The 20,335-nt window shown below is 69.8% G+C and carries 19 protein-coding genes and 1 riboswitch; of the genes, 17 read left to right on the top strand and 2 right to left on the bottom strand.

Features of this window, described 5'->3' with window-relative positions:
* Window positions 1-60 precede the first annotated feature (60 nt).
* The 10 genes from J2853_RS18000 (at window position 61) to J2853_RS17955 (ending at window position 11,690) form a co-directional block, all read left to right on the top strand.
* The gene (locus J2853_RS18000) at window positions 61-930 is read left to right on the top strand and encodes a tRNA (adenine-N1)-methyltransferase (protein WP_307559403.1); all 870 of its coding nucleotides are present in this window, start codon (window positions 61-63) and stop codon (window positions 928-930) included.
* Between the two features lie 205 nt (window positions 931-1,135).
* A complete protein-coding gene (arc, locus tag J2853_RS17995; protein WP_307559401.1) occupies window positions 1,136-2,899 on the top strand; it encodes a proteasome ATPase in 1,764 nt (587 codons plus the stop codon).
* 181 nt (window positions 2,900-3,080) lie between these two features.
* A complete protein-coding gene (locus J2853_RS17990) occupies window positions 3,081-4,226 on the top strand; it encodes an acyltransferase family protein (protein WP_307559400.1) in 1,146 nt (381 codons plus the stop codon).
* 86 nt (window positions 4,227-4,312) lie between these two features.
* Window positions 4,313-5,827, top strand: a complete 1,515-nt coding sequence (gene dop / locus J2853_RS17985) for a depupylase/deamidase Dop (protein ID WP_307559397.1) — start codon at window positions 4,313-4,315, stop codon at window positions 5,825-5,827.
* A gap of 123 nt (window positions 5,828-5,950) precedes the next feature.
* Window positions 5,951-6,044, top strand: a riboswitch (adenosylcobalamin (AdoCbl) riboswitch).
* A 43-nt stretch (window positions 6,045-6,087) separates the two neighbouring features.
* Window positions 6,088-6,282, top strand: coding sequence for a CbtB domain-containing protein (locus tag J2853_RS17980; protein ID WP_307559393.1), 195 nt, complete (start codon window positions 6,088-6,090; stop codon window positions 6,280-6,282).
* A gap of 7 nt (window positions 6,283-6,289) precedes the next feature.
* On the top strand, window positions 6,290-7,039 hold the full coding sequence (locus J2853_RS17975; protein WP_307559391.1) for a CbtA family protein: 750 nt from the start codon (window positions 6,290-6,292) through the stop codon (window positions 7,037-7,039).
* Complete coding sequence (locus J2853_RS17970) at window positions 7,036-7,599, top strand: histidine phosphatase family protein (RefSeq protein ID WP_307559389.1); 564 nt, start codon at window positions 7,036-7,038, stop codon at window positions 7,597-7,599. Before J2853_RS17975 ends, J2853_RS17970 begins: the two co-directional genes overlap by 4 nt.
* Window positions 7,596-9,755: a putative cobaltochelatase gene (locus J2853_RS17965; protein ID WP_307559387.1), complete on the top strand. Its 2,160-nt coding sequence runs from the start codon at window positions 7,596-7,598 to the stop codon at window positions 9,753-9,755. The genes J2853_RS17970 and J2853_RS17965 overlap by 4 nt, the downstream gene beginning before the upstream one ends.
* Window positions 9,756-9,774: 19 nt before the next feature.
* Window positions 9,775-10,377 (top strand): cob(I)yrinic acid a,c-diamide adenosyltransferase, encoded by a 603-nt coding sequence (cobO, locus tag J2853_RS17960; protein WP_307559385.1) that lies wholly within the window; start codon window positions 9,775-9,777, stop codon window positions 10,375-10,377.
* Window positions 10,371-11,690, top strand: coding sequence for a cobyrinic acid a,c-diamide synthase CobB (locus J2853_RS17955; protein ID WP_307559383.1), 1,320 nt, complete (start codon window positions 10,371-10,373; stop codon window positions 11,688-11,690). Before cobO ends, J2853_RS17955 begins: the two co-directional genes overlap by 7 nt.
* Window position 11,691: 1 nt before the next feature.
* On the opposite strand, the gene J2853_RS17950 is transcribed toward J2853_RS17955, so the two are convergent.
* Together J2853_RS17950 and J2853_RS17945 are read right to left on the bottom strand one after the other, a co-directional pair.
* Window positions 11,692-12,525 carry a serine/threonine-protein kinase gene (locus J2853_RS17950; RefSeq protein ID WP_307559381.1) on the bottom strand — a complete coding sequence of 278 codons (834 nt, stop codon included), beginning with the start codon at window positions 12,523-12,525 and terminating at the stop codon, window positions 11,692-11,694.
* A 320-nt stretch (window positions 12,526-12,845) separates the two neighbouring features.
* Window positions 12,846-13,640, bottom strand: coding sequence for a serine/threonine-protein kinase (locus J2853_RS17945; protein WP_307559380.1), 795 nt, complete (start codon window positions 13,638-13,640; stop codon window positions 12,846-12,848).
* Between the two features lie 406 nt (window positions 13,641-14,046).
* Between J2853_RS17945 and J2853_RS17940 the strand changes: the two genes are divergently transcribed.
* From J2853_RS17940 to J2853_RS17910, 7 genes are all read left to right on the top strand, one after another.
* Complete coding sequence (locus J2853_RS17940) at window positions 14,047-14,256, top strand: ubiquitin-like protein Pup (protein ID WP_307559378.1); 210 nt, start codon at window positions 14,047-14,049, stop codon at window positions 14,254-14,256.
* A gap of 5 nt (window positions 14,257-14,261) precedes the next feature.
* Window positions 14,262-14,525, top strand: a complete 264-nt coding sequence (locus J2853_RS17935) for a hypothetical protein (protein ID WP_307559376.1) — start codon at window positions 14,262-14,264, stop codon at window positions 14,523-14,525.
* Window positions 14,526-15,002: 477 nt separating this feature from the next.
* Window positions 15,003-15,821, top strand: coding sequence for a proteasome subunit beta (gene prcB, locus J2853_RS17930; RefSeq protein WP_307559374.1), 819 nt, complete (start codon window positions 15,003-15,005; stop codon window positions 15,819-15,821).
* 25 nt (window positions 15,822-15,846) lie between these two features.
* Window positions 15,847-16,647 carry a proteasome subunit alpha gene (gene prcA, locus J2853_RS17925; RefSeq protein ID WP_307568713.1) on the top strand — a complete coding sequence of 267 codons (801 nt, stop codon included), beginning with the start codon at window positions 15,847-15,849 and terminating at the stop codon, window positions 16,645-16,647.
* Between the two features lie 372 nt (window positions 16,648-17,019).
* Complete coding sequence (gene pafA, locus J2853_RS17920; RefSeq protein ID WP_307559372.1) at window positions 17,020-18,378, top strand: Pup--protein ligase; 1,359 nt, start codon at window positions 17,020-17,022, stop codon at window positions 18,376-18,378.
* Window positions 18,379-18,474: 96 nt separating this feature from the next.
* Window positions 18,475-19,446: an FKBP-type peptidyl-prolyl cis-trans isomerase gene (locus J2853_RS17915; RefSeq protein WP_307559369.1), complete on the top strand. Its 972-nt coding sequence runs from the start codon at window positions 18,475-18,477 to the stop codon at window positions 19,444-19,446.
* A 220-nt stretch (window positions 19,447-19,666) separates the two neighbouring features.
* Window positions 19,667-20,308, top strand: coding sequence for a helix-turn-helix transcriptional regulator (locus tag J2853_RS17910; RefSeq protein ID WP_307559367.1), 642 nt, complete (start codon window positions 19,667-19,669; stop codon window positions 20,306-20,308).
* Window positions 20,309-20,335 lie beyond the last annotated feature (27 nt).

Raw genomic sequence — 20,335 nt, 5'->3', positions numbered from 1 at the left:
CCGTGGGCCGGGTTCCCCGGCCGGAACCGGGCGCCGCCGTACGCCGATAACCTTGCGGGCATGGGTTTTCGCAGGCATGGGCCGTTTCAGGCCGGGGATCAGGTTCAGCTCACCGACCCCAAGAACAAGCGTCACACGGTGACGTTGAAGGAAGACGGCGTATTCCACACGCACAAGGGCGGGATCCCTCACAGTGAGCTGATCGGGCAGCCCGAGGGTTCGGTGGTGCGCTCGTCCGGCGGGACCCAGTATCTCGCGTTCAGGCATCTGCTCTCCGACTACACGCTCTCCATGCCGCGCGGCGCGGCGGTGATCTACCCGAAGGACTCGGCGCAGATCGTCGGCATGGCCGACATCTTCCCCGGCGCCCGCGTGGTGGAGGCGGGGGTCGGCTCCGGGGCTCTCACCTGCTTCCTGCTCCGTGCGGTGGGTTCGGAGGGAAGCGTCACCTCCTACGAACGGCGTGAGGATTTCGCCGAGGTCGCCACCAAGAACGTGGAAAAGTTCTATGGCGGACCGATGGACCAGTGGCGCCTGGTGGTCGGCGACTTCGTGGACGCCCTCGACGAGAGCGACGTCGACCGGATCATCCTTGACATGCTGGCTCCCTGGGAGTGCGTGGACGCCGCGTCCAAGGCCCTCACGCCGGGTGGTGTTATCTGCTGTTATGTGGCGACGACGACCCAGTTGTCCCGTACCGTCGAAACTCTGCGCGATCACGGGAGTTTCACCGAGCCCCATGCGTGGGAGACCCTGGTTCGCGACTGGCATGTCGAAGGGCTTGCCGTGAGGCCCGATCACAGGATGGTCGGCCACACCGGTTTTCTCGTCACGGCTCGTCGCATGGCCGACGGGGTGACGCCGCCACCCCGCCGCAGGCGTCCGGCTAAGGGGGTACAGGGCGAGGAGTCCACGGCCACCACCGCATGATGACGATTCGGCCACGACAGTGCGCCGGGGAGTCCACGGGAACAGATTGCCGTGTTCTTATGCTTCTAGGCACTAAACGCGCTAAAAGGGATTAATCACCACGCACTTAATGTAGCCATACGAACACCGCTCACCTAGGTAAGCGAGAGCCCCCAGATGGGTAGGGTTTTAAGTAGTCGGTCTCGACTGGGAAGGAGGTGACGCCGTGGCAGCTCGCGACGACGCTGAGGCTCGAGCCGCGCAGCGCGAACGGGAGGTCGCTGACCTCACAACACAGGTCTCCTTCCTGCAGGAGGAGATCACCGCGTTACGTCGGAAGCTGACGGAGTCTCCCCGGCAGGCCAGGATTCTTGAAGAGCGTCTCCATGACATACAGGCGAATCTCGCGGCCGTCACCGGCCAGAACGAGCGTCTGGTGGCCACCCTCAAGGAGGCCAGGGACCAGATCGTCGCCCTCAAGGAGGAAGTGGACCGGCTGGCGCAGCCGCCATCCGGGTTCGGTGTGTTCCTTGAAGCCAGAGAAGACGGCACGGTGGAGGTTTTCACCGGTGGCCGCAAACTCCGAGTGAACGTCAGCCCAGCGGTGGACGTCGACTCGCTGAAGCGTGGCCAGGAGGTCATGCTCAACGAGGCGCTCAACGTCGTCGAGGCCCTCGGGTTCGAGGAACTCGGCGAGATCGTGATGCTCAAGGAACTCCTTGAGGACGGCCAGCGCGCGCTGGTGATCTCGCACGCCGACGAGGAGCGGGTGGTGAAACTGGCCGACTCGCTGGTGGGCCAGCCGATCCGGGCCGGAGACTCGCTGCTTCTGGAGTCGCGCTCGGGCTACGTCTACGAGCGCATCCCCAAGTCGGAGGTCGAAGAGCTCGTCCTGGAGGAGGTGCCCGACATCTCCTACGAGGAGATCGGCGGCCTCATGCGGCAGATCGAGCAGATCCGGGACGCCATCGAGCTTCCCTACCTGCACGCCGACCTCTTCCGGGAGCACAAGCTTCGCCCGCCCAAGGGCGTGCTGCTGTACGGTCCGCCCGGTTGCGGCAAGACGCTCATCGCCAAGGCCGTCGCCAACTCCCTGGCCAAGCAGGTCGCGGAGAAGACCGGCCAGTCCGGCAAGAGCTTCTTCCTCAACATCAAGGGTCCGGAGCTTCTCAACAAGTACGTCGGTGAGACCGAGCGGCACATCCGCCTGGTCTTCCAGCGGGCTCGGGAGAAGGCCTCCGAGGGCACCCCGGTGATCGTGTTCTTCGACGAGATGGACTCGATCTTCCGGACCCGAGGCTCGGGCGTCTCCTCCGACGTCGAGAACACCATCGTCCCCCAGCTCCTGAGCGAGATCGACGGTGTCGAGGGGCTGGAGAACGTCATCGTCATCGGCGCCTCCAACCGCGAGGACATGATCGACCCGGCGATCCTGCGGCCCGGCCGCCTGGACGTCAAGATCAAGATTGAGCGGCCGGACGCCGAGGCGGCCAGGGACATCTTCTCGAAGTACCTCATCTCGGAGCTCCCGCTCCACCCCGAAGATCTCTCCGAACACGGCGACAGCCGTGAGGGGACCATCGCGGGCATGATCCAGCGGGTCGTCGAGCGGATGTACACCGAGAGCGAGGAGAACCGCTTCCTCGAGGTGACCTACGCCAACGGTGACAAGGAGGTCCTGTACTTCAAGGACTTCAACTCCGGCGCCATGATCCAGAACATCGTGGACCGCGGCAAGAAGATGGCGATCAAGCAGTTCCTCGAGACCGGGCAGAAGGGCCTGCGGATCCAGCATCTGCTGGCGGCCTGCGTGGACGAGTTCTCCGAGAACGAGGACCTGCCCAACACCACCAACCCCGACGACTGGGCCCGGATCTCCGGCAAGAAGGGCGAGCGGATCGTCTACATCCGCACCCTCGTGACGGGCAAGCAGGGCACCGAGGCCGGCCGTTCCATCGACACGGTGGCCAACACCGGTCAATACCTCTAGCAAGCGCGCCGGCGGCGCGGTCCCCTCGACGGAGGGGACCGCGCCGTCGGCGTTTTATGGCGTCGATTCCCTTTTCGCATCCGTCACGAAAGTACACAGAAGTGAACTGGCGCCACAGGGAACCCAACTGATCGAAATGCCGTCCAAGTGGCGTGCGTGAACACTTCGACCCGGCCTCCAGGTGACAGGCGCGGGGCCTCGCGGTGCGGCCGGGGGAAGCGGCCGTCTCACCGAACTCGACCTCCTGCGCTTCGTCGCCGCCATGGCGGTGCTCTCCTTCCACTACTTCATCGCCTTCGCCTCGGTGTGGGGGGATCGCCCGGCGAAGCTGTTCCCCGCGATCTCCACGCTGTCCGGGCTCGGCATCCTCGGCGTCGAGCTGTTCTTCATGATCAGTGGCTTCGTCATCCTGATGAGCATCTGGGGCCGCGGCCTCGGCGCGTTCGCCCTCTCCCGGCTGGTGCGGATCTTCCCCGCCTACTGGATCAGCGTCGGCGCCACCGCCGCCGTCTACGGCCTGACCGCCGCCACGGCCCTGGACCCCAAGCTCAGCCTCGGGGAGTACGGGGTCAACCTCACGCTCCTCCAGCGGGCCTTCGGCGTCTACGACGCCAACGGCGTCTACTGGTCGCTCTGGGTCGAGCTCCGCTTCTACGTGCTGATCTCGATCCTGATCCTCACCGGGGTGACGTTCAACCGCTGCCTGATCTTCATGGGCGTCTGGCTGCTGGCCGCGGGGTTCTTCGCGGGCAGCGACGACGCGTGGGTCGAGCTCGTGGTGATGCCCAAGTACGCGGCGTACTTCGTCGGCGGCATGGCCTTCTTCCTGATGACCAGGTACGGGCCCAAGCTGATCCTGTGGTGCGTCGCCGGGATCAGCGCGGGCCTGGCGGTCAGCGCGGCGCTCGACCGGGTCGAGGGGCGGATCGAGCTGGTCGGCTACGCCGCGATGCCCGTGCCCGGCTGGGCCGTCGCCGCCACCGTGATCGGCTTCTACGTGCTCATGGCGATGGTGGCGCTCGGCGGGCTGCGCCGGCTCCGCTGGCGGGGCCTGACCGTCCTGGGGGCGCTCACCTACCCCCTCTACCTCTTCCACGCCACGGCCGCCGTCCTGATCGTTCCGGCCCTGCGGGACACGCTGCCGCCCTGGCTGACCGCCGCGGTCACCGTGCTGGCCGCGATGGCCTTCTCCTACCTCGTGTACCGGGTGGCCGAACGCCCCGTCCAGGAGTTCGTGAAGGCCCGGCGGCGGGGAAGGCCCTCGCCGGCGCCCGTTCCGCCCGTCGTGGGGCCCCTCGTTGCGGGCGAAAAGGCCTCGGTGCCATAACTGTCCGACCACCGGGCATAGTGAAGGGTCTAGGGTCGGGAATACATACGGAGAAGAGAACAGTCCCGGATGAACAGAGGGTGCGCATGACGGTACGGCGGGTGATGGGCATCGAGACCGAATACGGCATCTCCGTGCCCGGACAGCCGGGGGCCAACGCGATGGTGACCTCCTCCCAAGTCGTGAACGCCTACCTGGCCGCCTCGACGGCCCGGGCGCGGCGCGCGCGCTGGGACTTCGAGGAGGAGAATCCTCTGCGAGACGCGCGAGGTTTCGACCTGGCCAGGGAGGTGGCCGACCAGAGCCAGCTCACGGATGAGGATCTGGGCCTGGCCAACGTGATCCTGACCAACGGCGCCCGGCTTTATGTGGACCATGCCCATCCCGAATACTCCACTCCCGAGTGCACCAACCCGCGAGCCGCGGTGATCTGGGACAAGGCGGGGGAGCGGGTCATGCACGACGCGGCGGTCCGCGCCTCGGCGGTGCCGGCCAACGCCCCGATCCAGCTTTACAAGAACAACACCGACAACAAGGGCGCCTCCTACGGTTGCCACGAGAACTACCTGATGCGGCGGGCCACGCCGTTCGCCGACATCGTCAGGCACCTGACGCCGTTCTTCGTCTCCCGGCAGGTCGTCACCGGCGCGGGCAAGGTCGGCATCGGCCAGGACTCACGCAGCGAGGGCTTCCAGATCAGCCAGCGCGCCGACTTCTTCGAGGTCGAGGTGGGCCTGGAGACCACGCTCAAGCGGCCGATCATCAACACCCGCGACGAGCCGCACGCCGATCCGGAGAAGTATCGCCGCCTGCACGTCATCATCGGTGACGCCAACATGTCGGAGATCTCTACTTACCTGAAGCTCGGATCCACCGCGCTGGTCCTCGCCATGATCGAGGACGGTTACTTCACCCGCGATCTCACCGTGGACAACCCGGTCCAGGCCCTGCGGGCGGTCTCCCACGACCCCACGCTCAAATACGAGATCCCGATGCGCGACGGCCGCAGGCTGACGGCCGTACAGCTCCAGATGGAGTATCTGGAGCTGGCGCGCAAGTATGCCGAGGAGCGCAGCGCCAACGGCGTGGACGAGCCCACCAAGGACGTCCTGGACCGCTGGGAGTCGGTCCTCACCCGTCTGGCCGAGGACCCGATGCAGCTCTCCAGGGAGCTGGACTGGGTCGCCAAGCTGGAACTGCTGGAGGGTTACCGCACCCGCGACAACCTTCCCTGGTCCCACTCGCGCCTGCAGCTCGTCGACCTCCAGTACTCCGACATCCGGCCCGACCGCGGTCTGTACAACCGGCTGGTCGCCCGGGGCCGGATGCAGCGGCTGGTCACCGAGGAAGAGGTCCAGCGGGCCATCGAGATCCCGCCCAGCGACACCCGCGCCTACTTCCGGGGGCGTTGCCTGAGCCAGTACAGCGAGTCGGTCGCCGCCGCCTCCTGGGACTCGGTGATCTTCGACATCCCCGGCCGCGAGTCGCTGCAGCGCGTTCCGACCCTGGAGCCGCTGCGCGGCACCAAGGCCCACGTGGGTGAGCTGTTCGACCGCTGCCGGACCGCCGCGGAGCTGGTGACGGCCCTCACCGGCGAGTAGTGATCCTCCGATCGTGCGGGGAGGCGGTCCCGATGGGATCGCCTCCCCGCACCGTCATGTCCGGATGGTCTTGATGTCTGGATTGACGGGGGATAGGTAACCGGGGTACGTTCCGGGGGATTTGTGGCGGTGCGAGGGAAATCCGGTGAAATACCGGTGCGGTCGCGCCACTGTAACCGGCACGTCAGTGCCGGAAGCCAGGTCACTCGACCGCCACCGACCTACGAAAAAGGGACGCGTCAATCCCGAAGGAGGTGGCCGTGAGCCAGATCTCGGCTCCGCACGCCAAGCCCATCCCGTTGTCCTCACTCACCTGGTGGCTGCTCGCCGTACCGGTGCTGCTGCTGCTCGCCTACCTGGTCACGTTCGACCAGGGAGCGGTCTCGCAGGCCGGGAACTACCTGCACGAGCTCATGCACGACGGGCGCCATCTGCTCGGCGTCCCGTGTCACTGAGCCGCATGTGATCACCAAACTCATCGTCCGGGGACTACTCGCCGGACTGCTCGCCGGGCTGTTCGCGGCAGCCTTCGCCTACGCCGTGGGCGAGCCGCGCATCGACCAGGCCATCGCGATCGAGGAGGCGGCCTCGGCCGCCGCCCCGGCGGCCGGATCCCACTCCCACGAGGCCGCCGAACCCGCGGCCCACTCCCACGACGAGGACGAGGCACTGGTCAGCAGGGACGGGCAGCGCTTCGGGCTCTTCCTCGCCCTGGCCCTGTACGGACTGGCCGTCGGGGGGCTGTTCGCCCTCGTCTACGCGTTCCTGCGCGGCCGGGCCGGGCCCCGCTCCGAACCGGTGCTCGCGGTGACCCTCGCGGCCGCCGCCTTCGGCGCCATCGTCCTCATCCCTTTCCTGAAATATCCCGCCAACCCACCTGCGGTCGGTGATCCCGAGACGATCAACCAGCGCACCGTGCTCTACCTGGTCGCGGTGCTCATCGGGATCCTCGCCGTCGCCGCGGGCGCCGCCGCCTACCGGTACGCCGCACAGCGTGAGCCCTGGCTGCGCTGGCTGTCGGCGGGGGCTTCGGTGCTGATCCCCGTGGCCGTGGCCTTGATCCTCCTTCCGGAGATCAACGAGGTGCCCGCGGGCTTCCCCGCCGATCTCCTGTGGAACTTCCGGATCGCGTCCATCGGCACCCAGGCGGTGTTCTGGACCGGCATCGGCGCGCTGTTCGCCTTCGCCGCGCGCGGGCGCAGCACGGGGTGACGACCCCCTCGGGGGTCACCCGCTTGCTGTTCGTCTGTCACGCCTCCACCTCGGCGACGGCACGGGCCGCGTTCCCGGGTGACGAACCGCTCGACGAACGCGGCCTGCGCCGGGCCACCGGCCTGGCGCGGGAGTTCGGCCGCGGCTCGGCGGCCTGCCCCGCCGAGGTGCGCTGCGTCCAGACCGCCGCGGCGCTCGGCCTGCGGGCCGACCCCGACCCGCTGCTCGCCGACTGCGACTATGGTCGCTGGAGCGGCCGGACGCTCGGCGAGGTCGAGGCCGCCGAACCCGAGGCTCTCGCCTCCTGGCTCGGCGACCCCGCCGCGGCGCCCCACGGGGGAGAGTCGATCGCCGGCCTCCTCGGCAGGGTGGCGGGCTGGCTCGCCGGCCGCGCCCCCGGCAGGCTCGTCGCGATCACCCACCCCCCGGTCATCCGCGCCGCGGTCGTCCACGCCCTCGGGGCGCCCGCCGCGGCGTTCTGGCGGATCGACGTCGCGCCGCTGGCCCGCGTCGCGCTCACCGGCCGGGGCGGGCGCTGGCAGCTGAGCTACACCCCATGACAAAAGGCAAGGAGATCTCGAAGGTGCGTGAGTCCCGTTATCCCTTCACCGCGATCGTGGGATCGGAGGACCTGAAGCTCGCGCTGATCCTCAACGCCGTGTCCCCCCGCTCCGGCGGGGTGCTGGTCAGAGGGGAGAAGGGCACGGCCAAGTCCACGATCGTGCGGGCGCTGGCCGCGCTGCTGCCCCCCGTCGAGGTGGTGAGCGGCTGCCGCTTCTCCTGCGACCCCGCGACCCCGGACCCCGGCTGCCCCGACGGGCCGCACGAGGCCCGGGCGCACGCCGAGCCGCCCGCGGGTTCCGCGGCCGGTACCGTGCGGCCCGCCCGCCTGGTGGAGCTGCCGGTCGGCGCCTCCGAGGACCGCCTGGTCGGCTCCCTCGACATCGAACGGGCGCTCACCGAGGGCGTGAAGTCCTTCGAACCCGGCCTCCTGGCGGGCGCCCACCGGGGCGTCCTCTACGTGGACGAGGTCAACCTGCTCCACGACCACCTGGTCGACCTGCTGCTGGACGCCGCCGCGCTGGGCACGTGCTACGTCGAGCGCGAAGGCGTGTCGGTACGGCACGCGGCCCGGTTCCTGCTGGTGGGCACCATGAACCCCGAAGAGGGGGAGCTCCGGCCGCAACTCCTGGACCGTTTCGGGCTGACCGTGGAGGTCCGGGCGTCGCGGGAGGCGCCGGAGCGGGCGGAGGTGGTACGGCGGCGCCTGGCGTTCGAGGCCGACCCCGACGCCTTCGCCCAGAAGTGGGCCGGCGAGGAGCAGGACCTGGCGAGGCGGATCGCCGAGGCCCGGGCCCGGCTGCCCCGGGTGGTGCTGCCCGACTCCGCGCTGTTGCAGATCGCCACGGTCTGCGCGGCGTTCGAGGTGGACGGGCTCCGCGCCGACCTGGTCACCGCGAGTGCGGCGATCGCCCACGCCGCCTGGCAGGGCCGTACCGTCGTCACCGCCGACGACGTGCGCGAGGCCGCCAGGCTCGCCCTTCCGCACCGCCGGCGCCGTGACCCCTTCGACGCCCCCGGCCTGGACGAGTCCAAGCTGGAGGACCTCCTGAACCGGATTCCCGACGACCCGGCCGCCGTGGGCCCCGAGGACCCGGATCCGGACGACCCGGGTCCGGAGGGTCCGGGCGGCGCGGGCCCCGACGATCAGGGGCCGGACGGTTCGGGCGGCGGCGCCGACTCCACCGACTCCACCGACTCCACCGACTCCACCGCCTCCGCGACCCCGGACGTCCCGGGACCCGCAGCCCCGGACCCCGGAGCGCCGGGCGCCCCGCCCCCCACCACCCCGCCCTCCGGCGCCCAGCCCTCCGCCGGCCCCGGGCCGGAGGCCGGTCCCGGAGGCCGCGAGCAGACCTTCGACGCCGACCCCGCGGCGAGGACCAGGCTGTTCACGGTCCCGGGGGTCGGCTCGGGGGCTCCGGGACGGCGGTCCAGGGCCATGACACCCCTCGGCCGGACCACCGGCGCCCGCGTTCCCCAGGGGCGCCCGGGCTCCCTGCACCTGCGGGCGACCGTCGGCGCCGCCGCGCCGTACCAGCTCGAACGCGGCAGGAGCGGCGCGGGCCTGCTCCTGCGGCGCGGAGACCTCAGGGAGGCCGTCCGCGAGGGCCGCGAGGGAAACCTGGTCCTGTTCGTCGTCGACGCCAGCGGGTCCATGGCGGCCAGGCAGCGCATGCGCGCCGTCAAGACCGCCGTGATGGGACTGCTGCTCGACGCCTACCAGCGCCGCGACAAGGTCGGGCTCATCACCTTCCGGGGCACCCGCGCCGACCTCGTCCTGCCGCCCACCTCCTCGGTCGAGACCGGCGCGGCCCGCCTGCGCGAGCTGCCCGTCGGAGGCCGTACCCCCCTGGCCGCCGGGCTGCTGCGCGCCGCCGAGGTGCTGAGGGTCGAACGCCTGCGCGACCCGGCCAGGCGCCCGCTGGTGGTCCTGGTCACCGACGGGCGGGCCACCTCGGGCACCGTGGAGGAGTCGCATCGCGCGGCGGGACTCCTGGCCGGGGTCACGAGCGTGGTGGTCGACTGCGAGGGCGGGCACGTCCGCCTGGGCCTCGCCCGAGCCCTGGCCGGGCGGATGGGGGCCGAGACGGTGCGTCTCGACGACCTCACCGACCTCGCCGGCATGATCCGTGAGCGGCGGAGCGCCGCATGACGAAGAGAGAGGACTGACGATGCCGCAGGGCAAACCGGTCAGCGTTCCCGAGGACGGTCTCACCACCCGGCAGCGCCGCGCCCGGCCGCTGCTGATCGTCCACACCGGACCGGGCAAGGGCAAGTCCACCGCCGCCTTCGGCCTCGCCCTGCGCGGCTGGGACCAGGGCTGGCCGATCGGGGTCTTCCAGTTCGTCAAGTCCGCCAAGTGGCGGATCGGCGAGGAACGCGCCCTGCGGGTGCTCGGCGACTCCGGAGAGGGCGGATCGGTCTCCTGGCACAAGATGGGAGAGGGCTGGTCCTGGATCCAGCGCCCCGGCAGCGAGGAGGACCACGCCGCCGACGCCCGCGAGGGCTGGGAGCAGATCAAACGCGACCTCGCCGCCGAGACGTTCCGCCTGTACGTGCTCGACGAGTTCACCTATCCGATGAAGTGGGGCTGGATCGACGTCGACGACGTGATCGACACCCTGCGGGCCCGGCCCGGAAGCCAGCACGTCGTCATCACCGGCCGCGACGCCGACCCCCGGCTGCTCGACGCCGCCGACCTGGTGACGGAGATGGGCAAGGTCAAGCACCCCATGGACGCCGGGCAGAAGGGCCAGAAGGGCATCGAATGGTAGCCCGTCTGGTCATCGCGGCCCCGGCCTCGGGAGCGGGCAAGACCACCGTGGCGACCGGGCTGATGGCCGCGTTCACCCGCCGGGGCATGGCGGTCTCCCCGCACAAGGTGGGCCCCGACTACATCGACCCCAGCTACCACGCCCTGGCCACCGGCCGTCCCGGGCGCAACCTCGACCCGTGGCTGGTGGGGGAGGAGCGCATCGCCCCGCTCTTCGGGCACGGCGCCGCCGGGGCCGACCTCGCGGTGGTCGAGGGGGTGATGGGCCTGTACGACGGCGCGGGCGCGAGCGAGTTCGCCTCCACCGCGCACGTCGCCAGGCTGCTGGACGCGCCGGTGGTCCTGGTCGTGGACGCCGCCAAGCAGAGCCGGTCCGTGGCCGCGCTCGTGCACGGGTTCGCCTCCTACGACACCCGGATCCGGCTCGGCGGGGTGATCCTCAACCGGATCGGCTCCGAACGGCACGAGAGCATCTGCCGCGAGGCCCTCGCCGAGAGCGGCGTCCCGGTGCTGGGCGCGATCCGCCGCAGCGACGCCGTCGCCACCCCCTCCCGCCACCTGGGCCTCGTCCCCGCCGCCGAACGCCGCACCCAGGCCGCCCAGGCCATGGACGCCGTCGCCGCGCTGATCGCGGCCTCCTGCGACCTGGAGGAGCTCCTGCGGCTCGCCCGCTCGGCCCCGCCGCTGCCCGCGGCCCCGTGGACCCCCGGCCCTTCCGCCCCCGCCTCCGTGAGGATCGCGGTCGCGGGCGGCCAGGCGTTCACCTTCGGCTACACCGAGCAGGCCGAGCTCCTGACGGCCGCGGGAGCCGAGGTCGTCCCCTTCGACCCCCTCACCGACGAGACCCTGCCGGAGGGGGCCAGGGGGATCGTCATCGGCGGTGGTTTCCCCGAGGTGTACGCGGCGGAGCTGTCGGCCAACGAACCGCTGCGCAAGGAGGTCGCCGCGTTCGACGGGCCGATCTCGGCCGAGTGCGCGGGCCTGCTCTACCTCGCCAGGCAGCTGGACGGCAGGCCGATGTGCGGAATCCTCGACATCGAGGCCCGGATGACCGGCACCCTCACCCTCGGGTACCGCGACGCGGTGGCCGTCCGGGACTCGGTGCTGACCAGGGACGGGGAGCGCTACCGCGGTCACGAGTTCCACCGCACCGCCGTGGATCCCGCACCCGAGCGGCCCCTGTTCCGCTGGCGGGGCGGTGCCGACGGATTCGCCGACGACCGGGTGAGCGCCTCCTACCTGCACCTGCACTGGGCCGGCAGCCCTCACCTGGCTCCCCGGTTCGTGGAGGCGTGCCGCGCCCAGAGTTTTTGATCTACGATGTAAAGGAGTGGGGAGGGCGCCGCGCCATGGACAGCCGCGGTGGCGGCGCCGTCGCGGTGCCCTTCACCCGCGAGAGCTCCGACAGCATGCGCGCCGCGCGCCTGGCGCTGATGCGCACCGCCGGATCGCACTGGAGCAGCCCCTCCAGGACGGGGTGGAGCGGGCCTGCCCTCCGGGCCGGCCGCAGATCCCTGGTCGTCTTCATGCCCAGCGCCGCCAGCTCGTCCGAAGCGGAGTACGGCGGCCGGCCCTCCACCGCGAAGTACAGGCTCGCTCCGAACGACCACAGGTCCGCCGCCGGGGTCGCCGGCATGCCCCGCAGCCGCTCCGGCGCCATGTAGTCGGGGGTGCAGGTGGCCGGAGTGGTCGCCAGCGCCCCCGAACTCCCGTTCAGCGCCTTGCCGTTCAGCGCCGAGAGCCCGAAGTCCGACAGCACCACCCGGTCGCCGGTCAGCAGGATGTTGCTCGGACCGATGTCGCGGTGCAGCACGCCCGCCCCGTGCGCGTGGCGCAACCCGCCCAGGAGCTGGAGCCCGATCCACGCCACCCGGCGGACCGGCAGATGGCTCAGCCGCCGCACCGTCTCCTTCAACGTGTGGGCCTGGAGGAGCTCCATCACGATCCAGAGCCGTTGGCCCTCCTCCAGCAGATCGTGTACGGAGAGCACCGCCGGATGGTTCAGCCGTCCCGCCGAACGCGCCTCGCGCAGTGCCCGGCGGCGCGCGTCGCGCAGATCCGCCCCGTGCTCGAGGAATCGCGGCCGGATCTCCTTGATCGCCACATCTCGCCGGAGCAGGGAGTCGTGGGCCCGCCACGTCACGCTCATGGACGTCTGCTCGATCGGTGAGATCAGCCGGTAACGGCCTCCCAGTAGGCGCGGCTTTCCCTTACCTGTTCCCATGAACCACCCGTTGCGTGTAGAAGCCGGGCCCTCAATTGCTTCACATCTTCACTTGAAATAACGCACTATATGGTTACATTGGGTGATTTTATGTAACGATTCGGTTGCTTGGGTGCGCGGAACGCCGCCCTGACCCTTCCGCTCCCCTGAGCGGGGAGTCAGGGGCGTCGCCTGTGGCGTGGCCGACGCGACCGGCGGATGCCGGGGACCGTGCCCGCGCCGTCCTCGAATCGTGCCCGGACCGCTCAGGCCGCGCTGAAGCAGCGCGTGTCCGACAGCATCAGCGACGTCTGCTCCGCGCTCAGCCGTGAGCGTGGATCCTTGCGCAACAACCCGCGCAGCACCGGCTCCAGCGCGCCCGCCCGCCGCGGCGCGCGCGGCGGCTCCTGCAGCGCCGCGACCAGGTCGGCCATCGAATCCACCGTGCGGAACGGCGTCCTGCCCTCCACCGCCATGTACAGCGTGGCCCCGAACGACCACATGTCCGCCTCGCGGGTCCCGCCGTGGCCGTGCAGCGTCTCCGGCGCGATGAACGCCGGCGTGCCGCGCATCGAGGTGTTGGCCGTGCCCTCCGGCGCGGCGAAGCCGAAGTCGGCCAGCACCACCCGGTCGCCGGTCAGCATGATGTTGGCGGGCTTGATGTCACGATGGATGACCCCGCCGTCGTGGGCGTGCCGCAGAGCCTCCAGCAGGCGGCGTCCCATCGCGGCCACCATGTCCACCGGGAGAGGGCCCGCTTGCACGATCGTGTCGTGCAGCGTCAGGGCCTCCAGGAACTCCATCACGATCCAGAGCCGCTCGGCCTCCTCGGTGAGGTTGTGCACCGTGACGATCCCCCGATGGCTCAGTCGTGCGGCCATCCGGGCCTCGCGCACCACCCGGCGCCGCTGTTCGGCCGCGGCGGGCCCGGGAGGGAGAGCGATCTCCTTCAATGCCACCTCTCGCTCCAGCAGTAGGTCGAAGGCACGCCAGACGACACCTGTCGCTCCCTGGCCGACGCGGGAGACAAGTTTGTAGCGGCGGGCGATGATGGCACTCACCCGTCAATGATCGCAGTTTCGAACGCCAGGGCCTACCTGGAACGGTCCGAACACGCCCGTGAACGCTCAAGAAATCCGATTTGCCAGGTGAGAGCCTCCGGTGAGGCCGATACCGAGTGGTGATGTTCCGGCGCCGGGGGCGACGGCGGGCACGGTGACGAGAAGCACCCCGGCGGTGCTCGACGATGACGGTGACATGGGGCCTTTCCCTGGATAGGGGGACTATCCAGTCAAGCGGTCCCCGGATTTGCCTTTTCGAGCCGGAGAGGGGTTCTCTGACGTACAGGACTCCCGGAGCGACCTCGGGGAACTCCGCAAAGATCGCGGGGCGATCCGCGCGCAATGTCTGCCACTTCGGGGAAAGATACGAAGCAGATACATCCCCCTAAGCGGAGGTGCCACAGATATGGCAAGCAAGGACACCGGCGGGCAGAAGCAGGCAGGCCGGAGCGACAAGGAGGTGGAGGAGACCGCCGCGGCGGAAACCTCTGACGTCCAGGAGCGTCAGGACAAGCTCACGGACGACGTCGACGCGATCCTCGACGAGATCGATGAGGTCCTTGAGGAGAACGCCGAGGAGTTCGTGAGGTCGTACGTGCAAAAAGGCGGGCAATAGGGTGCGTGCCCGAATCTAGGCTGAAGGGCGAGGGCGGATTCGGCAGCGAGTCCGGATACCTGGCCCTGCCACGGGGCGGCCGGCCGGTCACCCGTTTCGGACGGGACGAGGGGGTGGCGGGCGATCGCGCCCGCTACCGCGGAGAGGGCTTCCGCGGGCGCTCGGGCACCGCTCGGGCCCGGGGCGCCGAAGGGGCGGGGCAGAGGGCCGCGAGGCCGTCGGGGAACGCCCGGGGGTTCCTGGAGGCGCGGATACCGGCCGGTACGTGAAGGAGCCGCGTCGCGCGCCGGACCCGGCCGCGGCCGTCCGGAGCCGTGAGCGTTCGAGGCCGCGCCCGCTTCGCGATCCAAGGGGGACCGCCGCGCAAAACCTGTCGCGTCCGGGCGGCCGCGGAGCGGCGAGTGAGGAGAGCGAGGAAGCGCCGCGAGCGTCGCGCCCTCGACCCCGGGGGAGGGCGTCACCTGTCTCACCTCCCGTATCGCGAGGTCCGCCCGTGTTCGTGCGCTCCCCGGGTCCGTGGTCTCCGGGAGGCCGGATCGGCCTCCGAGGGGGCGCGCCCGGCCGTGAGGCCCGGCTCCTGAGGGGACGCGCCCGGCCGTAAAGATTGAATGATCCGTACACAGGTGGTTCGCGCTGAGCTGATCCAGGGAAGTGCAAGCAGCACGGCAAGATGAGTAAGGTCGGGCCTTAAAGACCGCACCTTTGGAGGGAGTCGCGTGGGATCGCACAGGGACTTGCCCGCCGGCATGGTGAATCACATTTTTACCGACACCGGAAGCTCCTCGTTCACCGAGTTCGTCAGGTCCCACTCGCCGGACTTGTTGCCCGGCCGTAACGACGTCCTGGCGACTCCGGTCGGCGACCAGATACCTCATGCCACCACGATCGTCACGGCGATCTGCGCCGGTGGCGTCGTGATGGCCGGAGACCGCCGGGCGACCTCCGGCAACATCATCTCCCAGCGTGACATGGAGAAGGTGTTCCGGACCGACGAGTACTCGGGCATGGGCATCGCCGGGGCGGCGAGCACCGGGATCGAGATGGCGCGGCTCTACCGGGTGGAGCTTGAGCATTATGAGAAGAGGGAGGGCCGCACGCTCTCGGTGGCGGGTAAGGCCAACCGGCTCGCCACGATGATTCGCGGCAACCTCCCGATGGCGATGCAGGGACTGGTGGTCGTGCCGCTGTTCGCCGCCTACGACCCCGACGCCGACGGCGGCCGGATCTTCAGCTATGACGTGGGGGGCGGCCCCTACGAGCAGCACCAGCACCACGCGATCGGCTCGGGCTCGATCTTCGCGCGCGGCGCGCTCAAGAAGCTCTACCGCGAGGGGGCCTCGCCCGACGACACGGTGCTGATGCTCATCCAGGCTCTCTACGACGCGGCCGACGACGACTCGGCGACCGGCGGCCCCGACCTCACCCGCAGGATCTGGCCCGTCGTCGCGGTGATCACCGCCGACGGATACCGCCGGTTGTCCGACGAGGAGGTCGCCGGATTCGTCCAGACGGTCGTCGACTCCCGGATGACGTCTCCCGACGGCCCGACCGCCCCGCTGCGTTAACACGAGAGGATCACTCCAGGTGTCCATGCCTTTTGGATATGTCTCGCCCGAGCAGCAGATGCGGGACAAGGCGGATTACGCGCGTAAGGGGATCGCGCGAGGCCGTAGTGTCGTCGTCCTGCAGTACGTGGACGGCATCCTGTTCGTCGCCCCCAACCCGTCCCGGGCCCTGCACAAGATCAGTGAGATCTACGACAAGATCGGCTTCGCCGCGGTCGGCCGTTACAACGAGTTCGAGGCACTGCGTCTCGGCGGCATCCGCTACGCCGACATCAACGGCTACACCTACGACCGTGACGACGTCACCGCGCGTGGCCTGGCCAACCTCTACGCGCAGAACCTCGGTCAGATCTTCACCGAGTCGATGAAGCCGTTCGAGGTGGAGCTGGTGGTGGCCGAGGTCGGCGACTCCTCCGAAGAGGACCACATCTACCGGCTGACCTTCGACGGCTCGGTGTTCGACGAGTCGGGCCTGGTGGCGATGGGCGGTCAGGCCGAGGCGGTGGCGAACCGGCTCAAGGAGCGCTACCGTGACGGCCTGCCGCTGACCGAGGCGCTGGAGGCGGCGCTGTTCGCGCTGACGGAGCCGGGCGGTGAGCGCTTCCCGGCCAACCAGCTGGAGGTGGCGGTCCTCGATCGCAACCGGCCGCACCGCAGGTTCCTGCGGCTCAACGGCTCAAGGCTGGAGCGCCTGCTGGCCGCGGGTTCCGCCGAGGCCGGCGCGTCCGCCGAGACGCCGGCGGAGCCGCCGGCCCCCGCTCCGGAGAGGACCGACGCCCCCCCGACCGCACCCGAGGGTGACATCGACACCGGTTCGGACAACTGACCACACGATGAGGAACCGCCGCCCCCGCCGGGGCGGCGGTTCCTTTCCATGTCGCGGATCGGATGGCGCGGATCGGATCGGATCGGTCCGGGGCGGCCGATCCCACGCCGCCCGCGGCGGCCTGGAGGGCGTCTTCAGGGGGTCCCGGGCGCCGCGGCGAACGGCCGGATCGTCAAGGTCGTCGAGATCTTCTGGCGGGACGGCGGCCGATCCCGTCCGGCGCCGAAGGCCCCCGCGCGGTCCGCGAGCGGGGACGGACCCGGGTGCGGACCGGGTCAACGCTTAGTCGTCCGTCGCCGGGGGCATAAGCCGTACGACCGAAAACCCCCATGATCCCTCCCACGAGAGGGGTTCGGCGAATAGTGTGAGGCAATGGATCGTCGCATCTTCGGGCTTGAGAACGAGTACGGCGTCACCTGCACGTTCAGGGGGCAGCGGCGGCTGTCACCCGACGAGGTAGCGCGTTATCTATTCCGCCGTGTTGTCTCATGGGGCCGATCGAGCAACGTCTTCCTCCGAAACGGAGCGCGTCTCTATCTGGACGTGGGCAGCCACCCCGAATACGCCACCCCCGAGTGTGACAACGTCATCGAACTCGTCACCCACGACAAGGCGGGCGAGCGCATCCTCGAGGGGCTCCTGGTCGACGCCGAGAAGCGGCTCCGCGAGGAGGGCATCGCCGGTGACATCTACCTGTTCAAGAACAACACCGACTCGGCCGGCAACTCCTACGGCTGCCACGAGAACTACCTGGTCGGCCGGCACGGGGAGTTCGGCCGCCTGGCCGACGTGCTGATCCCCTTCCTGGTCACCAGGCAGATCATCTGCGGGGCGGGCAAGGTGCTGCAGACCCCGCGCGGAGCCGTCTACTGCGTCTCCCAGCGGGCCGAGCACATCTGGGAGGGCGTCTCCAGCGCCACCACCCGGTCGCGCCCGATCATCAACACCCGCGACGAGCCGCACGCCGACGCCGAGCGGTTCCGCCGCCTGCACGTCATCGTCGGCGACTCCAACATGAGCGAGACGACCACGCTGCTCAAGGTCGGCGCGACCGATCTGGTGCTGCGCATGATCGAGGCGGGTACGGTGATGCGTGACCTGTCCCTGGAGAACCCGATCAGGGCCATCCGGGAGGTCTCCCACGACATGACCGGGCGGCGGCGCGTGCGGCTGGCCAACGGCCGGGAGGCGTCCTCGCTGGAGATCCAGCAGGAATACCTCTCCAAGGCCCGTGACTTCGTCGACCGCCGCGGCGGCGACGAGATCAGCCACCGGGTCCTGGAACTGTGGGAACGGACGCTCAACGCCGTGGAGACCGGCAATCTGGACCTGGTCGCCCGCGAGATCGACTGGGTGACCAAATACCAGCTGATCGAGCGCTACCGCAAGAAGTACGACCTTCCGCTGTCGAGCCCCAGGGTCGCCCAGCTCGACCTCGCCTACCACGACGTGCACCGCCGTCGCGGCCTGTTCTACCTGCTGCAGAAGCGCGGCGCGGTGGAGCGGGTGGCCTCCGACCTGAAGATCTTCGAGGCCAAGTCGGTTCCGCCGCAGACCACCCGGGCGAGGCTGCGCGGGGAGTTCATCCGCAAGGCGCAGGAGAAGCGGCGCGACTTCACCGTCGACTGGGTGCACCTGAAGCTCAACGATCAGGCGCAGCGCACCGTGCTGTGCAAGGATCCTTTCCGCAGCGTCGACGAGAGAGTGGACAAGCTGATCGCCGGGATGTGATGGTCACGCTTCGGCAAGATCAGCCGTTGTCTTACCCTTTCCGTATGTCAGGACGGGTAGTGTGGCGCAAACCTGACGTCTGCCTGAGGGATATCTATGCGCCGCCGCAGCCTGGCCGTACTCGCCGCAGTGCCTTTGTTGTTCGCCGCAGCCTGCGGATCCGGAGGCGGTGAGACCGCGGCCTCCAGCAGCCCCGCGGGAGCCTCCAGCAGCCCCGCGGCCGGTGGGGCAACGGAGTTGAAGGTGACGGGAGCGGCCAACGCCAAGCCGACCGTGGCCTTCCCGTCCAAGGTCGTGGAGACCTCTTCCTACAAGGTGCTCACGCCCGGCACCGTCGGCGCGCCCGCCAAGGAGGGCGGCAGCGTCGTGGCCAACTTCACCGTCTTCACCTGGGACGGCAAGGAGAACAAGATGGCGGGCTCGACCTACGACGATGGCGGCCCGCAGGTCATCGCGCTCGACGCGCAGGTCCCGGAGGTTCTGCGCAAGGGCTTCACCGAGACCAAGGGCGGTGGCCGGTTCATGTCGGTCGTCGCCAAGGACGCGCTGCCCGCTGAGCAGCAGGCGCAGGTTCCCCCCGGCCAGGCGCAGGTCTTCGTGGTCGACGTGGTCGGCGTCCCCGAGAGCAAGGCGGCCCAGGGCACCGCGGTCGACCCCAAGGTCAAGGGCGTCAAGGTGGAGAACCCGGGCGGCGACGCCGCGCCCAAGCTGACCACCAAGACCAAGGAGAAGGCTCCCAAGGACCTCGTCGTCAAGACGGTGATCAAGGGCAAGGGGCCCGAGGTCAAGTCCGGCCAGTCGATCCTGGTGCAGTACGCCGGGAAGATCTGGGGCTCGGACGTCGAGTTCGACAGCAGCTGGTCGCGCGGCGGCCAGCCGATCATGTTCCAGATCGGCACCGGCAAGGTCATCCCCGGCTGGGACAAGGGCCTGGTCGGCGTTCCGCTCGGCAGCCGGGTGCTGCTGAGCATCCCGCCGAGCCTCGGTTACGGTGAGGCGGGTTCCGGCGACAAGATCAAGGGCACCGACACCCTGGTCTTCCTGGTGGACGTGCTGGCCGCCTACTGACGGACGGAGCGTGGCCCGTCCGGGCCCGCTCCCACTCCGAATCCGATCAACCGCCGAAGCCCGGCCGCGCGTCCGCGCGGCCGGGCTTCGGCGATTGCCGTGCCGAGCCCGACCCGCACACCAAGAGAAAACACAAGAAGTGCCTCCTCCCGCCCTGAAGGACGGGCATCCGCCCCGGACGCGTCGGTGACGCCCGGGTCTTCGGCCTACAATCCGGGCTGTGAGCAGTGACGACCTCGATACGGTGACGACCCTCCAGGACCCGGTGCGCCGGGCCGTCTACGACTACGTGGCCGCCCAGGGGCGTGAGGTGGGGCGGAACGAGGCCGCCGAGGCGGTGGGGGTCCAGCGGACCCTGGCCGCGTTCCATCTGGACAAGCTCGTCGAGGCCGGGTTGCTGGAGGCGAACTTCCGGCGGCTGACGGAGAAGACAGGGCCGGGCAGCGGACGGCCGGCGAAGGTCTACCGCCGGGCGCCGGGGGAGTGGCAGGTCAGCGTGCCCGCCAGGGACTACCGGACGCTGGCGCTGGCGCTGGCCGAGACGGTGGAGCTGATCGGCGGGGACGAGCGGGCCGAGGAGGCCGCGCGGCGGGCCGGGGGCAGGCTGGCGTCGAAGGGCGAGGATCTCGGCGAGGTGCTGCGCCGCCGGGGCTACGAGCCGTACGAGGAGGGCAGCCGGGTGCGGCTGCGCAACTGCCCGTTCCACGTGCTGGCCGAGGAGCACCCGCTGCTGGTCTGCTCGATGAACCTGGAGTTCTGCCGGGGTCTGCTGGAGGGGATCGGCGAGGACGCCGAGGGGGCGCGGCTGGACGCGCGGCCGGGTGAGTGCTGCGTCAGTTTTTCTAAAATTAATGACAATTGACATAGAAGGGGCGGCAGTGGTCTGCTG

The sequence above is a fragment of the Streptosporangium lutulentum genome, from assembly GCF_030811455.1.
Taxonomy (GTDB): Bacteria; Actinomycetota; Actinomycetes; order Streptosporangiales; family Streptosporangiaceae; genus Streptosporangium; species Streptosporangium lutulentum.
This window is presented reverse-complemented; position numbering and strand designations above follow the sequence as displayed.

What these genes read in the sequence shown, in the direction of transcription:
- J2853_RS18000 (WP_307559403.1), top strand. Translation starts at nt 61, where the DNA reads ATGGGTTTTCGCAGGCATGGGCCGTTTCAGGCCGGGGATCAGGTTCAG.
- dop (WP_307559397.1), top strand. Translation starts at nt 4,313, where the DNA reads ATGACGGTACGGCGGGTGATGGGCATCGAGACCGAATACGGCATCTCC.
- J2853_RS17965 (WP_307559387.1), top strand. Translation starts at nt 7,596, where the DNA reads ATGACAAAAGGCAAGGAGATCTCGAAGGTGCGTGAGTCCCGTTATCCC.
- cobO (WP_307559385.1), top strand. Translation starts at nt 9,775, where the DNA reads ATGCCGCAGGGCAAACCGGTCAGCGTTCCCGAGGACGGTCTCACCACC.
- J2853_RS17955 (WP_307559383.1), top strand. Translation starts at nt 10,371, where the DNA reads ATGGTAGCCCGTCTGGTCATCGCGGCCCCGGCCTCGGGAGCGGGCAAG.
- J2853_RS17950 (WP_307559381.1), bottom strand. Translation starts at nt 12,525, where the DNA reads ATGAGCGTGACGTGGCGGGCCCACGACTCCCTGCTCCGGCGAGATGTG.
- J2853_RS17940 (WP_307559378.1), top strand. Translation starts at nt 14,047, where the DNA reads ATGGCAAGCAAGGACACCGGCGGGCAGAAGCAGGCAGGCCGGAGCGAC.
- prcB (WP_307559374.1), top strand. Translation starts at nt 15,003, where the DNA reads ATGGTGAATCACATTTTTACCGACACCGGAAGCTCCTCGTTCACCGAG.
- prcA (WP_307568713.1), top strand. Translation starts at nt 15,847, where the DNA reads ATGCCTTTTGGATATGTCTCGCCCGAGCAGCAGATGCGGGACAAGGCG.
- pafA (WP_307559372.1), top strand. Translation starts at nt 17,020, where the DNA reads ATGGATCGTCGCATCTTCGGGCTTGAGAACGAGTACGGCGTCACCTGC.
- J2853_RS17915 (WP_307559369.1), top strand. Translation starts at nt 18,475, where the DNA reads ATGCGCCGCCGCAGCCTGGCCGTACTCGCCGCAGTGCCTTTGTTGTTC.